Annotated in this window: 21 protein-coding genes; 15 read left to right on the plus strand and 6 right to left on the minus strand. The window is 67.7% G+C overall.

Annotated features, from left to right (window positions below; all coding sequences use genetic code 11):
• On the plus strand, positions 1-1,244 hold a 1,244-nt coding region (locus ACPYOM_RS12920; protein ID WP_481346268.1), incomplete at its 5' end, for an L-serine ammonia-lyase.
• A 154-nt stretch (positions 1,245-1,398) separates the two neighbouring features.
• On the opposite strand, the gene ACPYOM_RS12925 is transcribed toward ACPYOM_RS12920, so the two are convergent.
• Positions 1,399-1,749 (minus strand): hypothetical protein, encoded by a 351-nt coding sequence (locus tag ACPYOM_RS12925; RefSeq protein ID WP_481346269.1) that lies wholly within the window; start codon positions 1,747-1,749, stop codon positions 1,399-1,401.
• Positions 1,750-1,892: 143 nt separating this feature from the next.
• Positions 1,893-2,732, minus strand: coding sequence for a LysR family transcriptional regulator (locus tag ACPYOM_RS12930; RefSeq protein ID WP_481340041.1), 840 nt, complete (start codon positions 2,730-2,732; stop codon positions 1,893-1,895).
• Positions 2,733-2,836: 104 nt separating this feature from the next.
• Between ACPYOM_RS12930 and ACPYOM_RS12935 the strand changes: the two genes are divergently transcribed.
• From ACPYOM_RS12935 to ACPYOM_RS12960, 6 genes are all read left to right on the plus strand, one after another.
• The gene (locus tag ACPYOM_RS12935; RefSeq protein WP_481346270.1) at positions 2,837-3,571 is read left to right on the plus strand and encodes an SDR family oxidoreductase; all 735 of its coding nucleotides are present in this window, start codon (positions 2,837-2,839) and stop codon (positions 3,569-3,571) included.
• Positions 3,572-3,866: 295 nt separating this feature from the next.
• Positions 3,867-5,531, plus strand: a complete 1,665-nt coding sequence (locus ACPYOM_RS12940) for an ABC1 kinase family protein (RefSeq protein WP_481346271.1) — start codon at positions 3,867-3,869, stop codon at positions 5,529-5,531.
• Between the two features lie 389 nt (positions 5,532-5,920).
• The gene (locus ACPYOM_RS12945) at positions 5,921-6,697 is read left to right on the plus strand and encodes a polysaccharide deacetylase family protein (protein WP_481346272.1); all 777 of its coding nucleotides are present in this window, start codon (positions 5,921-5,923) and stop codon (positions 6,695-6,697) included.
• 319 nt (positions 6,698-7,016) lie between these two features.
• Complete coding sequence (locus ACPYOM_RS12950) at positions 7,017-7,775, plus strand: DUF4037 domain-containing protein (RefSeq protein WP_481346273.1); 759 nt, start codon at positions 7,017-7,019, stop codon at positions 7,773-7,775.
• Between the two features lie 388 nt (positions 7,776-8,163).
• Entirely contained in the window at positions 8,164-8,682 is a 519-nt protein-coding gene (locus tag ACPYOM_RS12955) for a GNAT family N-acetyltransferase (RefSeq protein WP_481346274.1), read from the plus strand.
• A 54-nt stretch (positions 8,683-8,736) separates the two neighbouring features.
• On the plus strand, positions 8,737-9,087 hold the full coding sequence (locus tag ACPYOM_RS12960; RefSeq protein WP_481346275.1) for a bleomycin resistance protein: 351 nt from the start codon (positions 8,737-8,739) through the stop codon (positions 9,085-9,087).
• A gap of 887 nt (positions 9,088-9,974) precedes the next feature.
• On the opposite strand, the gene ACPYOM_RS12965 is transcribed toward ACPYOM_RS12960, so the two are convergent.
• Together ACPYOM_RS12965 and ACPYOM_RS12970 are read right to left on the minus strand one after the other, a co-directional pair.
• On the minus strand, positions 9,975-10,340 hold the full coding sequence (locus tag ACPYOM_RS12965) for a VOC family protein (protein ID WP_481346276.1): 366 nt from the start codon (positions 10,338-10,340) through the stop codon (positions 9,975-9,977).
• Positions 10,341-10,523: 183 nt separating this feature from the next.
• On the minus strand, positions 10,524-10,952 hold the full coding sequence (locus ACPYOM_RS12970; RefSeq protein WP_481346277.1) for a nuclear transport factor 2 family protein: 429 nt from the start codon (positions 10,950-10,952) through the stop codon (positions 10,524-10,526).
• Positions 10,953-12,373: 1,421 nt separating this feature from the next.
• Between ACPYOM_RS12970 and ACPYOM_RS12975 the strand changes: the two genes are divergently transcribed.
• From ACPYOM_RS12975 to ACPYOM_RS13005, 7 genes are all read left to right on the plus strand, one after another.
• Positions 12,374-12,814, plus strand: coding sequence for a DUF6299 family protein (locus ACPYOM_RS12975; RefSeq protein ID WP_481346278.1), 441 nt, complete (start codon positions 12,374-12,376; stop codon positions 12,812-12,814).
• A gap of 264 nt (positions 12,815-13,078) precedes the next feature.
• On the plus strand, positions 13,079-13,666 hold the full coding sequence (locus tag ACPYOM_RS12980; RefSeq protein ID WP_481346279.1) for a SigE family RNA polymerase sigma factor: 588 nt from the start codon (positions 13,079-13,081) through the stop codon (positions 13,664-13,666).
• A complete protein-coding gene (locus ACPYOM_RS12985) occupies positions 13,663-14,787 on the plus strand; it encodes a hypothetical protein (protein WP_481346280.1) in 1,125 nt (374 codons plus the stop codon). The genes ACPYOM_RS12980 and ACPYOM_RS12985 overlap by 4 nt, the downstream gene beginning before the upstream one ends.
• A gap of 200 nt (positions 14,788-14,987) precedes the next feature.
• Positions 14,988-15,503, plus strand: a complete 516-nt coding sequence (locus tag ACPYOM_RS12990) for a YxiG-like protein (protein WP_481346281.1) — start codon at positions 14,988-14,990, stop codon at positions 15,501-15,503.
• A gap of 134 nt (positions 15,504-15,637) precedes the next feature.
• On the plus strand, positions 15,638-16,024 hold the full coding sequence (locus ACPYOM_RS12995; protein WP_481339993.1) for a hypothetical protein: 387 nt from the start codon (positions 15,638-15,640) through the stop codon (positions 16,022-16,024).
• Between the two features lie 354 nt (positions 16,025-16,378).
• Complete coding sequence (locus tag ACPYOM_RS13000; protein WP_481339989.1) at positions 16,379-16,786, plus strand: hypothetical protein; 408 nt, start codon at positions 16,379-16,381, stop codon at positions 16,784-16,786.
• A gap of 88 nt (positions 16,787-16,874) precedes the next feature.
• Positions 16,875-17,246 (plus strand): hypothetical protein, encoded by a 372-nt coding sequence (locus tag ACPYOM_RS13005; RefSeq protein ID WP_481339987.1) that lies wholly within the window; start codon positions 16,875-16,877, stop codon positions 17,244-17,246.
• A gap of 918 nt (positions 17,247-18,164) precedes the next feature.
• On the opposite strand, the gene ACPYOM_RS13010 is transcribed toward ACPYOM_RS13005, so the two are convergent.
• Positions 18,165-19,064, minus strand: coding sequence for an alpha/beta fold hydrolase (locus ACPYOM_RS13010; protein WP_481346282.1), 900 nt, complete (start codon positions 19,062-19,064; stop codon positions 18,165-18,167).
• A gap of 59 nt (positions 19,065-19,123) precedes the next feature.
• Complete coding sequence (locus tag ACPYOM_RS13015) at positions 19,124-19,393, minus strand: helix-turn-helix domain-containing protein (RefSeq protein WP_481346283.1); 270 nt, start codon at positions 19,391-19,393, stop codon at positions 19,124-19,126.
• Positions 19,394-20,302: 909 nt separating this feature from the next.
• Between ACPYOM_RS13015 and ACPYOM_RS13020 the strand changes: the two genes are divergently transcribed.
• Positions 20,303-20,701 (plus strand): hypothetical protein, encoded by a 399-nt coding sequence (locus ACPYOM_RS13020; protein ID WP_481339985.1) that lies wholly within the window; start codon positions 20,303-20,305, stop codon positions 20,699-20,701.
• Positions 20,702-21,217 lie beyond the last annotated feature (516 nt).

The following is a 21,217-nucleotide window of genomic DNA, read 5'->3' on the forward strand; positions in this document are numbered from 1 at the left end:
GGTCGCTCGGGGCGACCGGTCACGGACACGGCTCCGACCGGGCGGTCCTGCTCGGTCTCGAGGCGGAGGACCCGGAGACCGTGGACACCGACCGCGCGATGGAACGGGTCTCACAGGTTCGCGCCGACGGGACCCTGTCGCTCTGTGGCAGCCACGAGATCGCCTTCGACGCGGACAACGACCTGGTGCTGCACCGACGGGAGACGCTGCCCACCCACCCCAACGGCATGACCTTCGAGGCGTACGACGGCTCGGGCCACTCGCTGCTGAGGCGCACCTACTACTCCGTGGGTGGCGGGTTCGTCGTCGACGAGGACGCATCCGGGAGCGACCGGGTGGTGGAGGACGCGACCGAGGTCCGCTACCCGTTCGCCACCGGTCGTGACCTGCTGGACCGATGCGCGGAAAGTGGCCTCAGCATCGCCGAGGTGATGATGGCCAACGAGCTGTCCTGGCGCACGCGCGAGCAGGTGCGCACGCAGCTGCTGCACCTGTGGGACGTCATGCAGGAGTGCGTGGAGAGCGGCTGCACCCGCACGGAGACCACGCTGCCTGGTGGTCTCAAGGTGCGCCGCCGCGCACCCGAGCTGCGGGCACGCCTGCGCGAGCAGGAGTCCGCGGCCCGCGAGGGTGGTCAGCCCGTCCTCGACCCGCTCTGGGCGATGGAGTGGGTCAACCTCTACGCCCTGGCGGTCAACGAGGAGAACGCGTCGGGCGGACGCATCGTCACCGCGCCCACCAACGGCGCCGCCGGCATCATCCCCGCGGTGTTGCACTTCTTCACACGGTTCGTCGACGACGATGAGGACAAGGTCGTCGAGTTCCTGCTGACGGCGGCTGCCATCGGGATCCTCTTCAAGCTCGGCGCCTCCATCTCCGGCGCCGAGGTCGGTTGCCAGGGCGAGGTCGGCTCGGCGTGCTCGATGGCCGCAGCCGGCCTGTGCGCCGTCCTCGGCGGCAGCCCCGAGCAGGTCGAGAACGCCGCAGAGATCGGTATCGAGCACAACCTCGGCCTGACGTGCGACCCCGTCGGCGGTCTCGTGCAGATCCCGTGCATCGAACGCAACGCCATCGCCTCGGTCAAGGCGATCAACGCCGCCCGGCTGTCGCGGCACGGCACGGGAGAGCACAAGGTCAGCCTTGACCAGGCCATCAAGACGATGCGCGAGACCGGCCGGGACATGAAGGTCAAGTACAAGGAGACCTCCCGAGGAGGGCTGGCCGTCAACGTCATCGAGTGCTGAAGTAACGACAAGGCGCAGAGGCCGGGACCCCCCACGCCGAGCCGCTTTGACGCAACCTGCCCGCGGGCACAGCGTCGGTGCACCTTCCCGAGTCCGCGCGGGAAGCCCCCAGTCTCCTGGGGGCTTCGACCAACCGTCACCTCTCTTCGGCCGCTCAGAGGATGAGCACTACCGCAGCGGCAGCTGCTCCGGCCAGGCTCAGCACGCTGAGCACGAAGCTCATCACGGCACCGGCCGTCCAGTAGCCGGACCGGTCGCGGACGCTGGCGCCCAACATGCCGAAGCCGGCGGCGAGCACAACGCCGCCCGCGATCCAGCTTCCGAGATACCAGCCTGCGGCCAGGCCCGCCCACAACCAGCTCGACGGTACGAAGTAGGTGTACGCGCCGAACGCTGCGACCAAGGCCCCGACGACAATGAGCGTGTAGTCGACCGTGCGGTTGCGGAACAACCGTGGAAGACCTTGCTCAGTCCCCGCGCTTTGCTTCTGAAGGAGCTGCGACATCGTCTTTCACCTCCTTCCATCTCATCTCGAGCCTTGCTCATCCCGATCGAGGCCGTAAGAGGCCTTGGTCCCGACCTTGGCCGCTTCGGTCGGATTCACCCAGTCCGGAGGCGTCACCGTGTCTTGCGGGCGTGGGACACCAGTCAGAGGCGTTTCGCGGTGCGCACAAGGTCGACAACGGCTTTGGATCTGCTGTGTGGTGGCCAGGCGATGACGGTCGTGACGGCCGGTGCGTCTGGCACCGGCACGACGGCGTGGTCGTCGCGTAGCTGGTCCCGGACCGACTCGGGTACGACTGCGCAGGCCAGTCCGAGCGCGACCAGCTGGAAGAGCTGGGTGTGGTCTCGGATCGTCGGGCCGGGGCCGTCCGGATAGGTGCCATCGGGTCCAGGCCAGCGCGGCAGGGGCAGCTGCGTCTGGGTGGTGAGCTCCGCCAACGACAGGTGCGTCCGGCTGGCGAGGGGGTGACCCGCGGGCAGGACGACCACCTGCCGTTCGGTGTGCAGATCCTCGCTGTCGAACCCGGTGGTCGTGTCGTAGGGCCGGTGGAGCAGAGCAATGTCTGCGCGACCGGTGCGAAGCCGGCCTTCCGGCTCGCCGGGGCCACAGAGCATCACCTCGACGGCCACCGCACCCGGTTCGGCGGCGTAGGCGTCCAGAAGCTTCGCCAGCAGCTCCCGGGACACTCCGGCCTTGGTGGCCAACACCACCCGTGGCTGGTCGGCCGCTGCGCGGCGGGTGCGGTGTTCGGCGGCTTCGACCGCGTCGAGCGCGGTCCGGGCCTCCCGTAGGAGCACTGAGCCGGCCTCGGTCAAGGTAATGGCCCGCGGTGTGCGGTTCAGCAGGACGACCCCGAGCCGTCGTTCGAGCTGCTGGATCGCCCGCGACAGGGGTGGCTGCGCCATGGCCAGCCGTTGTGCCGCCCGCCCGAAGTGCAGCTCCTCGGCGACGGCGACGAAGTATCGCAGCTCCCGTGTCTCCACCAGGTGAGCCTATCGGCGCTGACCAGGATCGATACCTGTGCGGTATCGCGGCCCACCGAATCGGTCTTGGACACCCTGCCCGGCGTGCCAGCAGGATCCCCGATGTGAAGGAACAGACGATCGCGTTGGTGACCGGCGCAAACAAGGGAATCGGCTACGAGATCGCCGCGGGCCTGGGTGCCCTCGGCTGGCGAGTCGGCGTGGGTGCGAGGGATCGACGACGCCGCGAGACTGCCGTGGACAAGCTGCGTGACGCCGGAACAGATGCGTTCGGCGTGCCTCTCGACGTCACCGACGACAACAGTGTGGCCGCGGCGGCCGAGCTGGTCGCCGATCGGGCCGGAGGGCTCGACGTCCTGGTGAACAATGCCGCGGTCAACGGCCTCACCGGCGACACGCCGCAGACACTGACCACCGTCGATCCAGCGACCGTACGAGCGATCGTGGAAACCAACGTGATCGGCGTCATTCGGGTGACCAACGCGATGCTGCCGATGCTGCGCGCCTCAGCCTCACCGCGCATCGTCAACATGTCCAGCAGCGTCGGCTCGCTTGCCCTGCAAACCACGCCCGGCATCGACATGGGCCCAGTCCCTGCTGCCTACCTGGCCTCCAAGACGTTCCTCAACGCCGTCACCATCCAGTACGCCAAGGAACTGACCGACACGAACATCCTGGTCAACTGCGGCTGTCCGGGACTGACCGCCACCGACTTCACCGGCTTCACCGGTGACCGGACCCCGCACCAGGGAGCGGCCATCGCGATTCGGCTCGCGACCCTGCCCGACGGCGCACCGACCGGCCAGTTCCACGACGACGCCGGACCTGTGCCCTGGTGACCGCGGGTGCACCTGCGGACCATGCCCGTTCCCGAAGCCGACCGCGGACCGACGAGGGGCTGGAACACATCACCGCAGGGCAGACGCCTGAAGGTGCATGAGTCGGCCGATGCGCCGGGGATTGCCAGCGGCAGCGGGCGACAGTCTGCAGGTAGTGACTGGCGCTCCTGGCTGCGGACTGGCACGGCACCCGCGCCCCCGGCGCTTGAAACCAACGGCCTCACTCAGATGCTCGCGAATCAACCCATGCCGATGCCCCAACCCCGCAATGCGCCTCGTCTATAGGGTCAGGTCCATGGATCAAGCTCACCGCAGCAGGTATGTCGACCTCATCCGGCTACTGATCCGGCACGGGCGCTCCGACCTGCTGGCGGGCGCCGAGGCCGACGAGTTTCTCACGGAGGACGCAGAACCCGTCCTCGACGGAGAGGGGCCGAACCAGCTCGTCGAAGATCTCGAACGGATGGGCCCGACCTACATCAAGCTGGGGCAGCTGCTTTCGACGCGAGTCGACCTGCTCCCCGCGCCGTACACGCAGGCGCTCACCCGGCTGCAGGACAAGGTCGAGCCGTTCCCCGTCACGGAGGTCCGGGAGATCATCGAGGCCGAGCTGGGAGCGCCGGTCAAGAGCCTTTTCTCCGAGTTCGTCGACACCCCCCTGGCCGCGGCGTCGTTGGCGCAGGTTCATCGGGCCGTCACGCGCAACGGCCGCGAGGTCGTCGTCAAGGTCCAGCGGCCCGGCGTGCGTGAGCTCGTCCGCGACGACATGGAGGTCCTCGCTGGTCTGGCTGAGAAGGTCGACAGACACACCGACGTCGGTCGGCGCTTCGGGGTCGCCTCGCTGCTCGCGCACTTCCGACGCTCGCTGGCGGACGAGCTCGACTACCGGCGCGAGTCGGCCAACCTCGTTCGTTTCGGGGAGCTGACCCAGGGCTATGAGCACCTGCTCGTCCCGCAGCCGATCCCGGACCTGTCGACCTCCAAGGTCCTCACGATGGACCGCGTCACCGGGAAGTCGGTCACCGACGTCGGCCCGTTCGGGCTCCTCGAGGCCGACCGACGCCCACTCGTCGAGGAACTGTTCAGCGCTTACCTGCGGATGATCCTGGTCGACGGCACGCTCCACGCGGATCCCCACCCCGGAAACGTGCTGCTGACCGAGGACGGACGGCTCGCCCTCATCGACTTCGGCATGGTCGCCACGGTGCCGAGAAGGGTGCAGGGCAAGATCGTCAAGCTGCTGCTGGCCCTCAGCGAGGGCGACGGGGAGGAGGCCGCCCTCGTCCTGGCAGAGATGGGGCATCCTCTCGCGGGCTACGACGCGGGGCGGTTCCGCGATGACGTGTCGCACCTGGTGTCGAGCGCAGTGGCCCTCCATGGCGAGGTGGAGGTCGGCACGGTCCTGGTCGAGCTGTCACGCCTCTCCGGGGTTCACGGGCTCCGACCGCCGGCGGAGATGGCCATGGTCGGCAAGACGCTGCTCAATCTCGACCAGGTCACCAAGCACCTCGACCCCGACTTCGACCCGACAGAGGCGATCCAGGACAACATCGAGGAGATCCTGCGCGGCGGACTGTCGCTCTCGCTGTCGGGGGTGCTCTCCTCGGCGATCGAAGCCAAGGACTTCGCCGCTCAACTGCCGAGGCGGGCGAACCGCATCCTGGATGCCCTCTCCGACGGCGAGCTGGCCCTGCGTGTCAAGACCATCGACGAGGTGCGTTTCCTGTCGGTCCTGCAGCGGTTGGCCAACCGCCTGACGATGGGCGTCATCCTCGCGGCCATCGTTGTTGGGGCAGCCCTGATGATGCAGGTTCGGACGCCCAGCACGATATTCGGCTACCCCGCGATAGCAATGATCTTCTTCCTGCTCGCGGCGATCGCCGGCGGGGTGCTCGTGGCCACGATCGTCGTCGGCGACCGGAACGCACAGAAGGCCGCCCGCCGAGATCGCGACGGCTGACACCGCAACCTCGCCAAAGGCGTCACCGCTCAAGAAGACCATGTGGAGCTCGACACGGGCGCCGCGCTGCCGGCGCGCGGCCAGCACCCCGTCGGCGCGACCGGACGTCGACCACCTCAGCTGGAGCCGGTCCTGAGCGGGGCTGGACCTTCATCATCATCCAGTTGACCCTCGTCCGCATCGAGGCTGAGCACGTCATGCCCTGGGCACCGGTGTCGCGCATGTTGGCCGAGGGCCCCGGGTCCAGCGTGGCGCGACCCCTCCATGCCGCTTCTCGGACGACGTCCGACCATGGTGCAACGAGGCCTTCAGACCAGTTGTGGGTGAGTTAGGCCGGCTCCCCGGCGCGTCATCGGGCATCCTCAGGCACACGGCCTACCGTCGAGAAGATGGATCGTCGGACCTTCCTCGCCTCCGTCGCCGCAGCCGTGGCCACCGGCCTCGCCGGCTGTGGCGCCGCTGCAACGCAGGGGCAGTCCCCGGAGGCCGCCGCCGGGGCGGCCGGGTCGGGCGCGCGGTTCACACCACCGACGGGACTGGCCAAGGCTCCCCTGCCGCACGGAACGCTCTTCCGGCTCCCCGGCCACACCAAGACGGTCGCCCTCACGGTCGACGACGGCACCAACGAAGCCGTCATCGAGGGCTACGCGAAGCTGGCCCGCGACACCGGGCTGCGCCTGACGTTCTTCTGCAACGGGGTCAACTCGGGCTGGACGAGCCACGCCGACCTGCTGCGCCCCCTCCACGACGACAACCAGATCTTCATCGCGAACCACACGTGGTCGCACCACGACCTGCTACGGCTCTCCCCCGCCGAGGTCGCCGACCAGGTGCGACGCAACGAGTCCTTCCTCCACAAGACCTACGGGACCCTCGGTCGACCCTTCATGCGACCGCCCTACGGATCCCACGACCACGCCCTCGACGCTCAGCTGGCCGACCTGGGCTATCCCGCCGTGACCATGTGGCTCGGCGACCTGGGTGACTCGACCGTGCAGAAACCGCAGGCCATCGTGGCCAGTGCCAAGCAGTGGCTGCTGCCCGGTCACATCGTGATCGGGCACGCGAACCACCTACCGGTGACGAAGGTCTACGGGCAGCTCGTCGAGATCATCCGCGCCCGCGCCCTGCAGCCGGTGCACCTCGGAGACGTCTTCGCCGTCTGAGCTGTCACGCAGCCGCGCCTGCGCGTGCCGACGTGGCGCGCCAGACCCGCAGTGCCCACTCAGACGCCGGGGGGTGAGAAGGGGTGACGCGGTAGCGTGCGAGACCGGTCGGTCGGGCACGCGTGTTGGTTCCGTGCGGGTCGCTACGGTCGAGTGCATGCCCGGACCGGATTCCACCGACCGCGTTCGGGGGCTCCCGCTTGCACGCGCCTACTTCCGCGAAGTGGTCGCGCCGCTGCTTGCCCGCTGGTGTCCGGACGTCCAGTACGCGGCAGCGCGGATCGGCACCGGCTCGGAGGTCCTTGGGTTGGACGATGCCATGTCGCAGGATCATGACTGGGGTTTGCGGCTCCAGCTGTTCGTCGACGACAAGGACATCGTGGGCGTCATGCGTGCGCTCGATGAGCACCTCCCCGACGCCTTCGCGGGGCAGCCGACCGGGTTCGTCTTCTCGGGTGAGTCGAGCAAGCGGCACGGCGTCGAGGTCACCACCGTCAAGCGCCTGGCCCGGGACCGGCTGGGCTTCGACCCGACCCGTGAGATCCACCCGTCCGACTGGCTCTCCGTGTCGGGACAAGCGGCGTTGGAGCTGGTATCCGGCGCCGTCTTCGCAGACCGCCCCCGAGCGTTGACCCGGCTGCGGCAGGCGCTGAGCTGGTACCCCGACGATCTGTGGCGCTACGTCGTCGCCACGGACTGGCGACGTCTTGATCACGAGCTTCCACTCATGGGGCGGGCAGCAGACCGCGGTGACGAGCTCGGGTCCCGGACGATCGCGGCGCGCCTCGTCGAGGTCGCCATGCACCTGGCTTTCTCGTTGTCCCGCACCTGGGCGCCCTACTCGAAGTGGCGCGGCGCCCTGTTCGCCAGGCTCCCGATCGGGCAGGCGATCCAGGCCGACCTCCACGGGCGCTGGCTGCTGATCCTTGGACGGCCCGCGGCGAAGCCCTTCGTGCAGCACTCGAGCGCCTGGCGAGCCTTCAGGTCCAGGCCGGTCTGCCGTCGCGCACACCCGCGCTGGTGCCGTTCTGGGACCGGCCGTAACTGCACGTCAACCCGCTGCTGGTCCCGGCGCTGATCGACGCCATGGAGGACCCGGTGGTGCAAGCCCTCACGGTCGGCCTCGGCAGCATCGACCAACGAACCGACAACGTCGACATCCTCACCAACGCCGAACGTCGACGAGCCATGACGGCCTCCTGAGCAACGCGCTCATCGGCCGCAGACGGAACGCCGCCACCGGATCAACGTTTCCTGGCGTCCAGCCCACTGACCCTGCCATCGTCTCCGCAGCCCTGAGGTCGACCTACTCGCACGAGCGCGTGCCGGATCGTGCGCGCCACGGCTGGCAGACCCTTCTCGTCTGAGATCGCGTCGATCCACGCCTGTCTTCAAGGGGGCCAGGTCCAGGGGTCGGGCATCACTGAGGGTCCGTCCGACCTTCTACCGATGGCTACGATCCGAGAATGGCTGACATCCGAGAGGCTCAGCTTCCCGAGGATCGGGACGCCGTCGAGCGTCTGTGGCTGGCCTACCTCACGTGGGGCAACGACGAGCTCGAGAGAAGGTACGGCTTCAGGCTGCCGGTCCGGGAAGCTGTTGAGCACGACCTGCTCACCGTCGCACGGTTCCAGCGACCCGACGGTCGGCTGCTACTGGCGTTCAATGAAACCGAGGTCGCGATCGGCATCGCCTGTATGCAACGCATCGGGCCCGAGATCGCGGAGATCAAGCGCATGTACGTCGACCCGTCACACCGTCGCGGCGGCTTGGGTCGCGCCATGCTCGACCGACTGATCAACGAAGCGCGAAACGCGGGGTATCGGCGCGTCCTCCTCGACAGCCCGGACTTCATGACCGCTGCCCATCGCCTGTACCGCGCCAGCGGCTTCACCGACGTCGATCCCTACCCCGAGAGCGAGATCCCCGAGGAGTACAAGTCACACTGGCTCTTCATGGAGCGTGGTCTCAACGCAGCCAACTGAAGGTCACATGTCCTCGTCTGCCGCAGACCGAGCTCTTCCGCCGCCCTCGGCAGAATGCGAGGCTTCATGATGGAGCGGATAGCGCCGATCTTCGCTGTGCGCGACCTCGCCGCGGCCATGGACTTCTACGAGCGGCTCGGCTTCGCGGTCCGGGCCTATCGAGGCGGAGGCTACGGATTCGCCTCGCGGGGCGGCATCGAACTCCACCTCGGCGTCGTCCCCGATGGGGAGCGCCGGGCCAGCGCCGCGTACCTCTTCGTCGAGGATGCCGACCAAGTGGCAGCCGTCTGGGAATCGGCTGGTGCCGACGTGCGCCATCCCCAAGACACCGAGTGGGGGCAGCACGAGGGCGTCCTCGTAGACCCAGACGGCAACGTGATCCGCTTTGGCTCACCCACTTCCTAGCCTGAGCACCGCCTCACTGCTCCGAAATCTTGCGGACCATTTGCGGACCAATGAGGGGCCTCAAACACAACCGCACGTCAGAGGCCTGAAGTGGATGAGTCGGCCGATACGCCGGGGATTGCCAGCGGCAGCATGCCACACGCTGCGGGTAGTGCCCAGGGGCGCTGACGTGCAGAAACGCGAAGTTGGCCATGTTGACGGTGCTGCCATATTCGGACCTGTTGCGGACTTTTTGCGGACCGAGGCGACGGCGCCTTGAGGTCCCACGGACCAATGCAAGGAAGGACGACGGCGGTAACGGTGACCACCTACTCGAGTGTGCTTACGCGCCCGTGTCACCAGTGCGCGAGGGCAGCCGTCAGGTGACGCACGGGGGGAGGCCGCCGAAAGCATCACCACGATCCGGTCGGCGCCGTCGCAGGTCACGGAGAGCAGACGCACTTCCCGCCCATACCCTGCATTCGTCTGCGGGGGAAGCATTCTTCCTGTCATGCCGAGGAGAGTTAAAGAGGACGCCGGTCCGAGACGTGCCCTATGGGTCTTCAGCGCAGCACAGCGCCCGGATGGGACGGTTCGCGGCGCCCAGGCGCCTCGACGCCAAGAGGAAGCTCGCGTCCCAGCCGGCCGTGATCGCGGGCCTCGTTGGCGCTGGCTCTGGCTGGGGGCTCGCAGTACCGGACCTGGCCGACACGGCTGGGCGTCGGTCGCACCTTCCCGCTGCGATCCGGATTCTGCTTGGACGCGAGCCGAGGAGCAGCGCGGGAGCGATACCGTGCGACCGCCTGGCCCGTCGCCGTCGGGTGGCTAAAACCCACGGCGTCGGCCCGCCACATGGAGTGTCTGGACCGGTCGCAGGGCTCGCCGTTCAAGGGACCCGCACCACACCGTCAGGGCCAGATGTTGGCCCGTGCTCGGAAATCGGCGGGGTCGCTTTCGACCGGTAGCACACACACCAGATGACCGCCGGGCACTCGCAGCACGTGGCACTCCTGCCACTGCGAGACCTGCTCAGCACCCAGGGCGATCAAGCGTGCGGTTTCCGCGTCGACGTCGTCGGTCTCGATGTCAAGGTGGATACGTGGTGCGTCGTCGACCGCTTGGACGGCCGTGACGAGCCCTGGCAGTGCCTGATGGAGGGTCGTGAACTGCGGCGCCGGCGGAAACGGTCGGGCAGTGACGCCGAGAGCTGCCGACCAGAAGTCCGCGGCCTGGGCAGCCTCGCTTTCGGGTGTGTCGATCAGAACGGCATACACGCGGCTTCTGTGCATTAAGGCTCTTCCATCTCCACGCTGACGTGCGGGGTGATACAGCACCAAAACGGTAGTCGACGACAAGGACCGGTGGCCCGGCGAGGTCGGCCATGGCAAGAGTTTGAGAGAGACCGACGAGCGTCCGCATCTGCCGCCGAGCGGACGTGCCTACGAGCGGGACTCCGTTCAGGGTGTGTCAGAACGCGGCTCTCGCCACGAGGGGCGCCCGACCTCAGCCTCGAAAGCGGGCCGGACGTCGACAGTGTCGTAGATGATGTGCAGGCTCTGGATGCGATCGTCGGGCCCGAGCGTAGCGACGTCCACGACGTCGAAGGGTGCGGCTGCTCCGGAGGGCAGTCGCCAGTCGAAGTGGAACCAGAAGCTCACCGTCGTCGCACCGGACGTGTCTGTGCCGGTCATGACGGACTTGAGGTCGAGCTTCGCTTGGCTTGTGTCAGCGAAAAGGGCTGGGTAGAAGTCCTTGGCAAGTTGAGGACCGTAGAGCGGGGAGTGAACGACGGCATCCTCAGCGAACAGGCTGAGGGCAAGGTCTGCATCTGCGGTGTTGAGTGCGTGAAGGTAAGCGCTAACAAGATCGTCCGCTGAAGTAGTCACCGCCAGATGCTAGCCACGGCCGGGGCTCCTCAGACGTTGCCGTGATGCGCTCGATCTCGAACCACGTCTGGAAATGCCGCAAGCCGCAACTCCCATACCGGACTCAGGCGTTGGGGAAGGAGCGGATCAGCGGGCCGCACACCTTGGTGAGCGCCACGGTCCCTGTGTTGTAGGCCGCCGCGGGTCGAGACCTGGAGTGTCCCGATGGCCGCGGCGACGGCGGAGAAGCGTGGCTACGCCGACATCGACCCTGAGCGGTGTTGGGAGCAGTGGCAGGTCGTGCGCGCGCAAGCTCGGCGGCGGACTCGGCGAACTGCATCGCGACGCCCCGTGCAGACAAGACCATCCGTCCCTCCGCACGGCCGAGGATGAACGGCGACGCGTGGTTCCACCGTTGGCGGACCGGCGGTGTCACCTCGAGCGGGACAGCTGCTGGTCCCGCCATCCGTCGAGCACCATTGGTACGTCGGCAGCAGGTGTCCTCGGAGGCAATCGCGGCTGAGTCCCTCGCGAGCACCCGCGAGCTTCCCCAAGACGCATGAGAACTCGTCCACACGCTCTCTCAGATCGAGGGCGTACCCACCAGGGGTGGGATCGAAGCGCCGGTCGCTCGGCTTGGTGTACGCGGGAGGCTGCCCGATGCTCCGAGCCCAGGAAGCTGCCTTGGCTTCACTGGGACCCTGCTGAAGCATGGCCCGTGCCTCGCGGACGATGCTCTTGTACTCCTGCCGCCCAGAGGTTGCTGTGGGTGCCTGCCGAGGCCGCGAGCTCCTCGGCCGCAGCGGCCACCCGTTCGAGCAGCGCCGTCACAGAAGAAGTTCGCCGTCTTCTTACTCACGTGCCTTCGTGCCCTCTCGCTTCTTGCCTCCCGCACGCCTGCGGGGCGGATCCCAGAGCGAACCCTTCCCAGCTGCACCGACCGCCCCGGCACGGGAGTTGTTCTCGTTGACCATGATCCGGCGCACTTACGCGTCGGGCGCCTCGGCCTCTTGGATCCGAGCCCAGTGGCAGTACACCCTTGGCGAGCGTGTTCTGCAGCAGGTCCTCGGCCGCGTCACGCTCACCGGTGAGCAGGTACACGAGGCGAGCGAGGACCTGCTCACGCGCCCTGACGTACGCCGTGAAGTCGGCTTCACGCTCCGCATGGTCCATGACCTGTGTCCCCTGTCCGGTCCCGTGCCCGGCAGGCGCCGGTACCCATCCCGACCACCGCGGGCCCGAGAAAGGTTGTCGCATCCTGCCCACGCCTTTCGTCGTCCCGCAGGCCGGATGACACGAACGACATGCCTCAGGTGTGGCTCAGGGTGCAGTCCGCAGGCGAGTGGCCAGTTTGCCTGGCGTGACAACCATCCGGTCGACGCACGCGTACTGATGGGCAGGACTCGATCAGCGCGTCCACCAGGCAAGGGGATCAACGCACCATGAACGTCTCACGCAGCCTTCTCGCGAGCGCCGTCGTCGCCGTGTCCACGGCCGTCCTCACCGGGTCGCCCGCCCACGCCGGCGGCGACCCCGGCTACGACATCGGCACGGTCAGCATCGACCGCACCGCAACCGTCAATGCCGACCTCGTCGCCTTGAGCGGAACCTACGCCTGCACCGGCGCCGGCGACCGCATCGGCAGCCTGTCCTTTCAGCTCCTGCTACGCGACCGCCCTCCGACGGACGTGCACACCGTCGAGGGGCTTATCTGCGATGGAGCTCAACACCGCTGGGGCGCCGCCGCGACCGTCCCAGGCGGACGTGTCCAAACCGGCGCGGCAACGTTCTGGGGCGGGATCGCCGTCTGCGAGTCACCCGAGGGCCCCTGCCCCATGGAGCCGGTCGACGAGCGCGTCATCATCATCAGGCGCAGCCGCTGACGTTCACGGTCGAGGTGCCCACTCGATCGGCACATGCACACATCGAGTGGGCACCGTCACGCCCAAGCGGAGTTGAGCGGTCAGGCGCCCGGCTCTGCACCACGCACCGGCCCAGGTGGATAACCGCCGGGCACGGCCGGCCCGACGTCGTCACCCCTGACTTGGTGCGCGCGCCACCCGAAGCACTGCGGGCCGCGGCCGGCGTGGCAACCTTTCACCGGATTCGTCCGTATCAACGAGCATGGACCACGACGGGGGCGCACGGTGAGCCGCAGGGATGCCGAACGCGAGGCGGCCTTCACGCACTTCATGGAGCAGGCTGGGCCGTCGCTGCTGCGCACCGCCTGGCTGCTGACGGGCGATGCCCACGACGCACAGGAGCTGACACAGGCGGCGCTCGTCAAGACCTATGTGGCCTGGGGTCGCGTCCGCGACGGTGAGGGCCTGGCCTACGCCCGCCGGGTGCTCGTCAACCACCGCACCGACCGCTGGCGGGCCACGCGGTTGGAGCGCCCCACCGACACGATGCCCGAACCGTCGCCGCGCCCCGCCGACCCGATGCGCGGGTCCGATGACCGTGACCTGGTCGTGCGGCTGCTTGCCACCCTGCCGGAGCAGCAGCGCCGGGTCGTCGTGTTGCGGTACTACACCGACCTGTCCGAGAAGGCGACCGCCGAGGCCCTCGGCATCTCCGTGGGTGCCGTCAAGAGCGCCGCCTCGCGCGGCCTCGCGGCCCTGCGCGCCGGCTTGACCGACGCGCCGGCCGAACCCGAACACGGTGACGAACACCGTGCCGAACACCGTGCCGAGCACCGGGTCGACGGCTCAGCGACCGAAAGGAGCGCGCGATGACCAGAACCCCCGAGGCCGATGTGCGCTCGGCCCTGCAGGCCGCCGCCGGCGCCGCCGACCTGCGCCTGGAACCGGCGCTCGTCCTCGAACGGGGACACCGCGCGGTGCGGCGACGCCGTCTCATGGGCACCGGCGTGGCGGCGGCCGCCGCGGCCGCCGTCGCGGTCGTGGCCGTGCAGCTGGGCACCGGCCAGACCCGGGCGCTGCCGCCGGCCGGCGACCCGAGCCGATCCAGTGCTGCGGTCGGAAGCGGGAACCTGGCCGGCTCGACCTACGGTGACGGCCTCAAGCGGGGACCCGGGGTCGAGGTGGCGGTCGAGCCGACCGCCGGGGGCCGGGTTCTCGAGACCTGGACCGTGTCCGACGGCCCCACCATCCTCAAGAAGGTCACCCGTGCACGGACGGCCACCGCGAACGGACAGGCCAGCTTCCTCATGCCCGAGGAGTCGGGACAGAAGGACGTCGTCTACGGTTACGCGCTGACCGGCGAGCAGGGCCCCGCCTCCGGCATCGTCATGACGCAGCTGGTGACCGCCCCTGACCTCTTCCCCGGGCAGGGACAGTCCGGCCAGCTGAGCGACCCCGTGAGCGGCAGGGTCGTCGGCACCCTCTTCATGCAGCGGGCACCGAAGCTCGACCCGGCGCAGGTCATCGGCCTGCTGTGGAGCCGGACGAAGGTTGCGGGCACGAGCATCAGCTGGCTCGGGGACGGCGCGACCCTGCGCACCGACCGGGCCGGCGGCGTCGATGCCGCCGTGGTGACGGTGAACCCGCGCCTGAGCGTGCTGCTGTGGCGCGACGGCGACCGCTTCGGCTTCGGACGCAGGAGCGGCCCCATGGCGCTGAACGGCCCCGGCGCGCTCCAGGTCGGGGTCGAGCCGCACGCCAGGGCCGTCGCCGGGTCGGCCCCGGACCTCGCCGTCGGCTGGGTCTCCACCGGGCCGGTCGAACTGACCTCGACCGACCCCAACGACTCCTTCACCGTGGTCTACGGGGCTCCGGTCGGCGGACGAACCCCGTTCGTCGCCGTGTCACAGAACCCGGACGTCATGGGAACGGTCACGGTCCAGGGCGCCGGGCAGTCCCAGATCCTCACCAGCTGGGAGGCAGGCTCGCCCTGACGTCCTGCGAGCCGAGGGCCCGCCCCCGTCGAGATTCCCGTGCCCGTGCGATCGCCCTAGGCCCGACGATCGCACGTTCATCAACGTGAGGCGTTTACCGGACATGCCGCGTTGAGGGCGGCTCCGCTGGCCCGGTCACGCCGCTCGTCGGTCGTGCCGATGAGCGCGCGGTGGGCGAGGTCATGCGTCATGCTCGCGCTGTGGACACTGAGGGGATCAAACGGGCGCTGGATGACGTGTTCGACCAGGCCCTCTTGTTCCACGCGTTCGCGGACTACATGCGGGACTACGACGTCTACGTCTACGCAACCTCTGACCCCCGAACGGGGGTCGAACCCGAGCACCTTCGGTACCGATTCACCCACTGCGTCCGCGCGACGGCGACGACGGCGGTCCGACAGGACGTGTGGCCGCGCTCGGTCGGTGATGAGTTCACTGACTACGAGGAATGGCTGCGGTCTGGCGAACCAGAGGGGTACGTGTGGGGCGTCAAGTGGCAGGCCTTGTACCCCGGCATGCAACTGGTGCCCGAGTCTGACGAAACCCGGCAGTGGTCGGAGCGACTCGGCCTCCCATTTCACGAGGTGCTCATCGAGACTAACGGACACAACCTGACGTTGGTCTTCTCCGATCTCCGCGTGAGCACCGTCGCGCCAGGCACCGCCGCATTCGTAGTTCCACCATCAGGTCCGGACGGGAAGTTCCCACTGGGGTAGCACGCTCATGCCGCTCTTCGGGCGGACGCCCGATCATGCTGCAGCACTTCACTCAATCCCTCTGAAGAACCCCATCGCCGTCAGCCCGCGGGATCTACGGCTCAGCCAGGTCCACTGTGACCCATACTTTACGAATGACTCGTCGCCGTTGGCCGTGGTTCTTCGTTGTGATCCTGGCCCTGTCCTCCATCAACTGGGCAGGGTCTGAGAGCGTGGAAGTCCCCCTCGGCGACGGAATCTGGGCCCGACTCATGCCGCTGGCCGGTGCGGTGCTTGGAGCGATCTGGCAGTTGGTCGATCGTCGCGATCTCACGAAGCGACTCACCGTGGCAGCGGTGCTCTTCGTGATGACGGGATTACTTCAAGCGGTGACCGGCGATGTCTTTACCCAGATGCCCGGTCTCATCACAGGCATCGGCTTGGTGGCGGGGCTGGTGCTCACAGAGCAGTGGCTTCGCCGGTCCGACCCGATTCATGAGCCCCAGTCAGCCGCGGAAGTGCGGCCGGCGCTGAGTGACTAACTGGGTGAGAGACGGTCAATACCTGGAGACCTACGCACGACCCTCACTGAAGAGACCTCATGTCCGCGCCGGTCCGAACGCACTGTCATGCCGTGAAGCGCGTGGCTGCTGAGCTGCAACTCTTCTGCGGTCAGGTGTGGCGATACTGGGCGAATGTCCGCCACCACGAACCTGACTCGACAGGGATGGACTGCCTGGTGGAGTAAGAGACGGCGCTTGGTGCCTGTCTGGACGATCGTGGTCCTTTGCGCCGCCGGAGCTTTCGCCTGGATGGGCCAAGAGGGTCGGTCTGCCTATGCTGATGCGTCCGCCCTTCAGGGTGAGGGTGTGGCACAAATAGCGACTGGCTCGGAGGTGTTCCTCGAGAAGCATTACGGCGGACGCGGTGGCAGCGACATCGTGGGCACGAAGGTGCGCGTCCGGCTGTCCGGTCAGGCCGAGGCTGTGCTGCTTGACTGGGCGCGGGACAGGACCACGGAGGACGGGTCGCCGGTCGACTTCCGCACCGGTTGGTTCCCTGCGAACGCAAGCATCGGGTACGCCTCTCCTCTCGCGGTGCACGTCCTCCATGCGGACGACGGTGCAGTCGTCGCGATGGCCGATGCGGACATGGCGATTTGGCTGGAAGATCCTGATGCGGATGAGGCCGTGCGGATAGTTGCTCTATGGCTCGGTGGACTTACCATCCTCCTTGTCGTGGCACGGGCATCGCTTGTCTTCTGGGCTCGAAGAGCCGACGCCGCAGCGAAGCGGCTGCCCTGAATCCCATTCACGGAGCCGCGACCGGCGCGATCGTGCCGAGGAGCGGTAATGATCAGCGCGGCACGGACGCAGGCCCGATACTGCGGTCATGACAAGCAGTGGCGCGAACGATCCGGCGGAGTCGGCCCGTTCTGAAGTCGTCGGCTTGAACATCACGGGGGTGTCCTTCCTGCACGACTTCATCGAGGTGCACATGGGAGACGTGATCCTGACCGGAATGACCGAGCCCTTCGGAATGATCGGATGCCGGGACGTCGGACCATCCTCCATAGTGTCGCTGATCGGGCACGAGGTGCAGGACCTCACCGTCATGGACGGGGAGTACGTCGCCATCGACTCGGGTGAGAACCGCTTGGCCTTTCCGATCGGCGGGCCCACCGCGACCGGCCCGGAGTCGGTGATGCTGGTCCGACCTGCTCGGCCCGAACTCGGCGTCGAGAAAGCGGCTTGGATCTGGTAGCCGAAGATCTGCACGCTCATGCCGCCAAGGGCGTGACTTGTCGTGTCGAGGAGCGTTCATCTGGATGCGATGGATACGCCGATCGCGGTGAGTGGCGGCATGACGTCTGGCCGCTCCTCTGTCACCCACCAGGACTCCAAGTCCTCTCCCGCCCGTCGACCAGCCGGCTGGCGCGGCAAGAACCGCGCCTCCGTCGACGGAGTCCTCCGAGGTTTGCGGACTGCTTGCGGACCAGTGAGGGGTCCGCAACACGTCACCGCAGGTCAGAGGCGTGAAAGTGGATGAGTCGGCCGATACGCCGGGCATTGCAAGGCGCGATTCCCGCCGTGCTGCCGTTGGTGCCCCGAGCTTCTGACCTGCGAAAACGCACGTTGGCGGCGTGGACCGTGATGGGTCCCGGCGATGGTTCTCGGACTTCTTGCGGACTTATTTGCGGACTGAGCATTTCGCGGTTACGGCGACCGTGTTTGTAGGGGCACTGGGGTCTAACCGCTGGGTGGAGCTGGTCCGCGCCCACGCTTTCGAGGTCTGTGCCAAGAGGTTCGGGAACGAACATGAATGTCGCTGCACGCTTGCGAGGGCGGCGCGTGAACGTCGCCGAACGAGGCCGCCGACACCACCCGAATGAGACTAGAACTGAGACTACGGCCTGCCCTTGCCAAGACGGTCGGTGATGCGAGTGAGATGGAAAGCTGAAACTTCTTTCGGGTCAGGGTGCCGACATCGGACGCCAAGCCGTCCAGCTGTACACCTGTTGCCGCCTGTCAAACTGGCCTTGATCTCCCGTCGGACCCTCAACCCACCACGAGCGCCATCCGTCTGGGACGCCCCAAGGCGCCTGCGGGCGCTCGCCGACTATCGCTCGTGCCGATGAGCGAGCCGGACCATGCATCGGTTCGAAGTGCGAAAGTGCCTGCGTCAGAGCTGTGCCAAGAGCCAACACGTGAGTGTCGTCGCGAGGGCTTCCGGCTGGTCAAGCTGGATCAGATGCCCCGCACCCTGGATGATCCTGAGTTGGGCCCCGGGAACGAGTTCACTGAGGCGACGCGCACGATCGACAGGGATCCAGGTGTCCTCCTCTCCCCAGACAACAAGGACCGGTACATCGAGCTCCGGGTATAGATGCTCGATCTCGTCGGTGTATGCCTGATCGGCCTGAGCGATCTGCCGGTAGAACGCGGCCTGTCCCGGACCGTCGATCCACGGGGCCACCAGGGACTGCATAACGACCGGTGCGAGACCGACGTGGCTGGCGCCCCCGATGTAGGCCCGGAGCGCGCCTTCGTGCACCGCACTCGGAAGGGCGCTGAACACGTCCGCGTGCTCGCGCACCAGGCGGAAGAAGTCTGATCCCCACGGCCCCAGCGCAACGACGTCGACCAGTGCCATCGACTCAAAAGACGCCTTGTGCAAGAGATGCGCCCTCAGCGCAACGGCCCCACCGTAGTCATGCGCGACCACGTGCGGCGATCGCAGATCCCACTCGGCGAGAAGGTCAGTGAACAGCTCGCCTTGAACGTCCAATGAGACCCGGTGCTCGGCGTACTTCGACGACTGACCATACCCAGGCATGTCCCAGAGATGCACCGTGAAGTACGGGGCCAGCGCCTCAGCGCAGGGCCGCCACAGCCGGGAGGACCAAGGCGTGCCGTGACAGAAGACAACATCGGGCCCTGAGCCGATCCGACCCCAGCGCACCGCCCGGCCCCGCCAAGAGAATTCTTCCGTCAGCACGGCCCTCATGCTGCCAGAGCGCACGACGTCGAATTCGCGCACGGGCTGGCCGGTGATCCGGTCGAGCGTGCTCAGGTGCGGCACGTGGTGCCGCGTCAGGATCCGACCGACCGTGGAGGGGTTCGACCCCAGCTCCGCCGCGATCAGGACCGCCCCCGGCGACGTCGGCGCCGAGCGGCCAGCACCCGCTGCACGACCCGGGCCGGGGTACGCGCGGGCATCCGGTGCGGCCGCGAGGAGCGATCCGCCAGCCCGGCCTCACCCTTGGCGGCGTACCGACGTAGCCATTTGTGCACCATAGCCCGGGATACCCCGAGCTGCTCCGCCACGTGCGCTGCGGGCCACCCAGCGGCGACGCGCGCGATGATCAACCGTCGTGCGTACAGGTTCGTGCGGGCATTAGCGTGAGCCATCGAGGACCTCCGTGGTCGGGGCAGATGCGAGACACATCCACTCCGCCGGGAGGCCTCCCAGGATCAACACGGCAAGCCGTAAACAACGTCCCAGGTCACGACACCTAGACGGTGAACGCTGACGTCAAAGCGAGTTGGGCTCATGGTGGAGCGCTAACCGTCCCGGAGTGTGCACACCGCCGGGTGGGCCTTCAGTCGTTCAGCAGGACGTGTAGCGTCGTCACGACGTCGTGATCCTGTTGGCATACACGCAGGTCCGCCGCGAGACCCGAGTGACAACTACGGCGTGTACGGCATCCGGCAGGTCCACGCCGAGCTGCGCCGGCAGGGCCCACCTGGTGGCTCGCTGTACGACGCACCGGTTGATGCGCTGCGCTGGCCTGCACGGGGTCAGCCGCGCCAAGGGGCCCCGTACGACGATCCCCTGCAGCGGACGGGACACCCGCTCGGAGCTGCCTGGTGCAGCGGGCGTTCACCGCCACGGCACCGGACCAGCTGTGGGTCGCACAGGAAACAGCGTCGTCCCGGATGACGCCCCGACTGAACGACGGGACGACCCATACGGTGACCGCTGTGGAATGCGCCCCCGCCCCCGGTTGCGCCACACGGCTCGATCGAAACGGTGACGCACCGCGGCATACATACCCACCTGCACGTCAGAGCTGACCTACGGCGGCACCGGGGGTCGAGGGACTACCGGGGACGAGGGCGATTGGAGCGGCGCAATCCGTGCGACACCTGCGGCGAACCCTCACACGCGACGCACGCTCAAAGCGCTAATCGGCCGTGCCGATGTGAGGCCCTATCCAGATCGGAGCTTCGCCTGCCTTCACAGTTGTTTCGGATTGGCTAGCCTGATCCAAGGCAGCGAATCCCGCTGGGGGACCGTCTGGACTGAGGGATGGCGGCATGACATCAGAGGTCGCAGGTGACAAGGTCCAGCACGCCTCCGTGTCCTCAGCCTTGGCCCCAGCCCTCGGACGCCTCGCGGAAGCGGCACTGCAGGCCGCGGCTGCCAAGCTGTCGCACAAGGTCGATGAGTGGATCTGCCAGATCGAGGAATACGTGGCCTCCCAAGGAGCGACCGGGAGGGCCGTCCTTGAAGGCCTGAAGGCACACCTGCTGGGAAAGAACCCTGTGTGGGCGGCGATGAAGGGCGCGTGGTTGGGAGCCAGTGTCCCGCTCAGGTTTGCCGCGGGGCTGGTCGTGCTGCTCCTCCTGCTCCTTGCCCCGGTGGTGTTGCTGCTGCTGCTCCTCGGACTCCTCGCCGCCGCCATTGTGTCCGGCGTCAGAGCCGCCAGTCGGTGACTGGTGCGGGCCTGTCGACGCTGCCTGATGCCGCTGCCTGAGTTGCTCGCGCGCCGTTCGGTGATGCCCCGAGTGACCGCACAGTTGTCGCTACGGCAGCCGTTGCAGGCTGATGCCGTAGCGATCCTCGGAATTCTGTCGGCAGCGGCGGATCGGACTGCGATTCCCTCCCAAGGCCCAGGGCGTGCTCGAAGCTGGGCGAGTCTGCCTGTGCTCGGTCACCCCGTAGGTGATCCCGCAGGGAATCTCCTCGCGCACCTGATCTCTCCCTCGAGAGCGGCCTGAAGGATCTGCTTGGCGATCGTCTCCAGCAGCCCATCCGGGCCGGTCAGTTGATCAACCCCTGGTGCGATCAGCCTTGGCCAGTCTACGCACTACCCAACCCGATTTCAGGGCGACTGGGGCTAGGTGTACTGACCGGGCACGTTGGTTGAGGGAGTGCGACTTCGCGCTGTGAGCTGCTGACAGGGGAGGGCCTCCCGCGGTGGAGTGGAACTGCTCAAGGTTCACTTCGCC

Source organism: Monashia sp. HAY1-2A, from assembly GCF_056755315.1.

What these genes read in the sequence shown, in the direction of transcription:
- ACPYOM_RS12975 (WP_481346278.1), top strand. Translation starts at nt 12,374, where the DNA reads ATGAACGTCTCACGCAGCCTTCTCGCGAGCGCCGTCGTCGCCGTGTCC.
- ACPYOM_RS12960 (WP_481346275.1), top strand. Translation starts at nt 8,737, where the DNA reads ATGCGAGGCTTCATGATGGAGCGGATAGCGCCGATCTTCGCTGTGCGC.
- ACPYOM_RS12995 (WP_481339993.1), top strand. Translation starts at nt 15,638, where the DNA reads ATGACTCGTCGCCGTTGGCCGTGGTTCTTCGTTGTGATCCTGGCCCTG.
- ACPYOM_RS13015 (WP_481346283.1), bottom strand. Translation starts at nt 19,393, where the DNA reads ATGGCTCACGCTAATGCCCGCACGAACCTGTACGCACGACGGTTGATC.
- ACPYOM_RS12940 (WP_481346271.1), top strand. Translation starts at nt 3,867, where the DNA reads ATGGATCAAGCTCACCGCAGCAGGTATGTCGACCTCATCCGGCTACTG.
- ACPYOM_RS12945 (WP_481346272.1), top strand. Translation starts at nt 5,921, where the DNA reads ATGGATCGTCGGACCTTCCTCGCCTCCGTCGCCGCAGCCGTGGCCACC.
- ACPYOM_RS13005 (WP_481339987.1), top strand. Translation starts at nt 16,875, where the DNA reads ATGACAAGCAGTGGCGCGAACGATCCGGCGGAGTCGGCCCGTTCTGAA.
- ACPYOM_RS13020 (WP_481339985.1), top strand. Translation starts at nt 20,303, where the DNA reads ATGACATCAGAGGTCGCAGGTGACAAGGTCCAGCACGCCTCCGTGTCC.
- ACPYOM_RS12955 (WP_481346274.1), top strand. Translation starts at nt 8,164, where the DNA reads ATGGCTGACATCCGAGAGGCTCAGCTTCCCGAGGATCGGGACGCCGTC.
- ACPYOM_RS12950 (WP_481346273.1), top strand. Translation starts at nt 7,017, where the DNA reads ATGTCGCAGGATCATGACTGGGGTTTGCGGCTCCAGCTGTTCGTCGAC.
- ACPYOM_RS12925 (WP_481346269.1), bottom strand. Translation starts at nt 1,749, where the DNA reads ATGTCGCAGCTCCTTCAGAAGCAAAGCGCGGGGACTGAGCAAGGTCTT.
- ACPYOM_RS12985 (WP_481346280.1), top strand. Translation starts at nt 13,663, where the DNA reads ATGACCAGAACCCCCGAGGCCGATGTGCGCTCGGCCCTGCAGGCCGCC.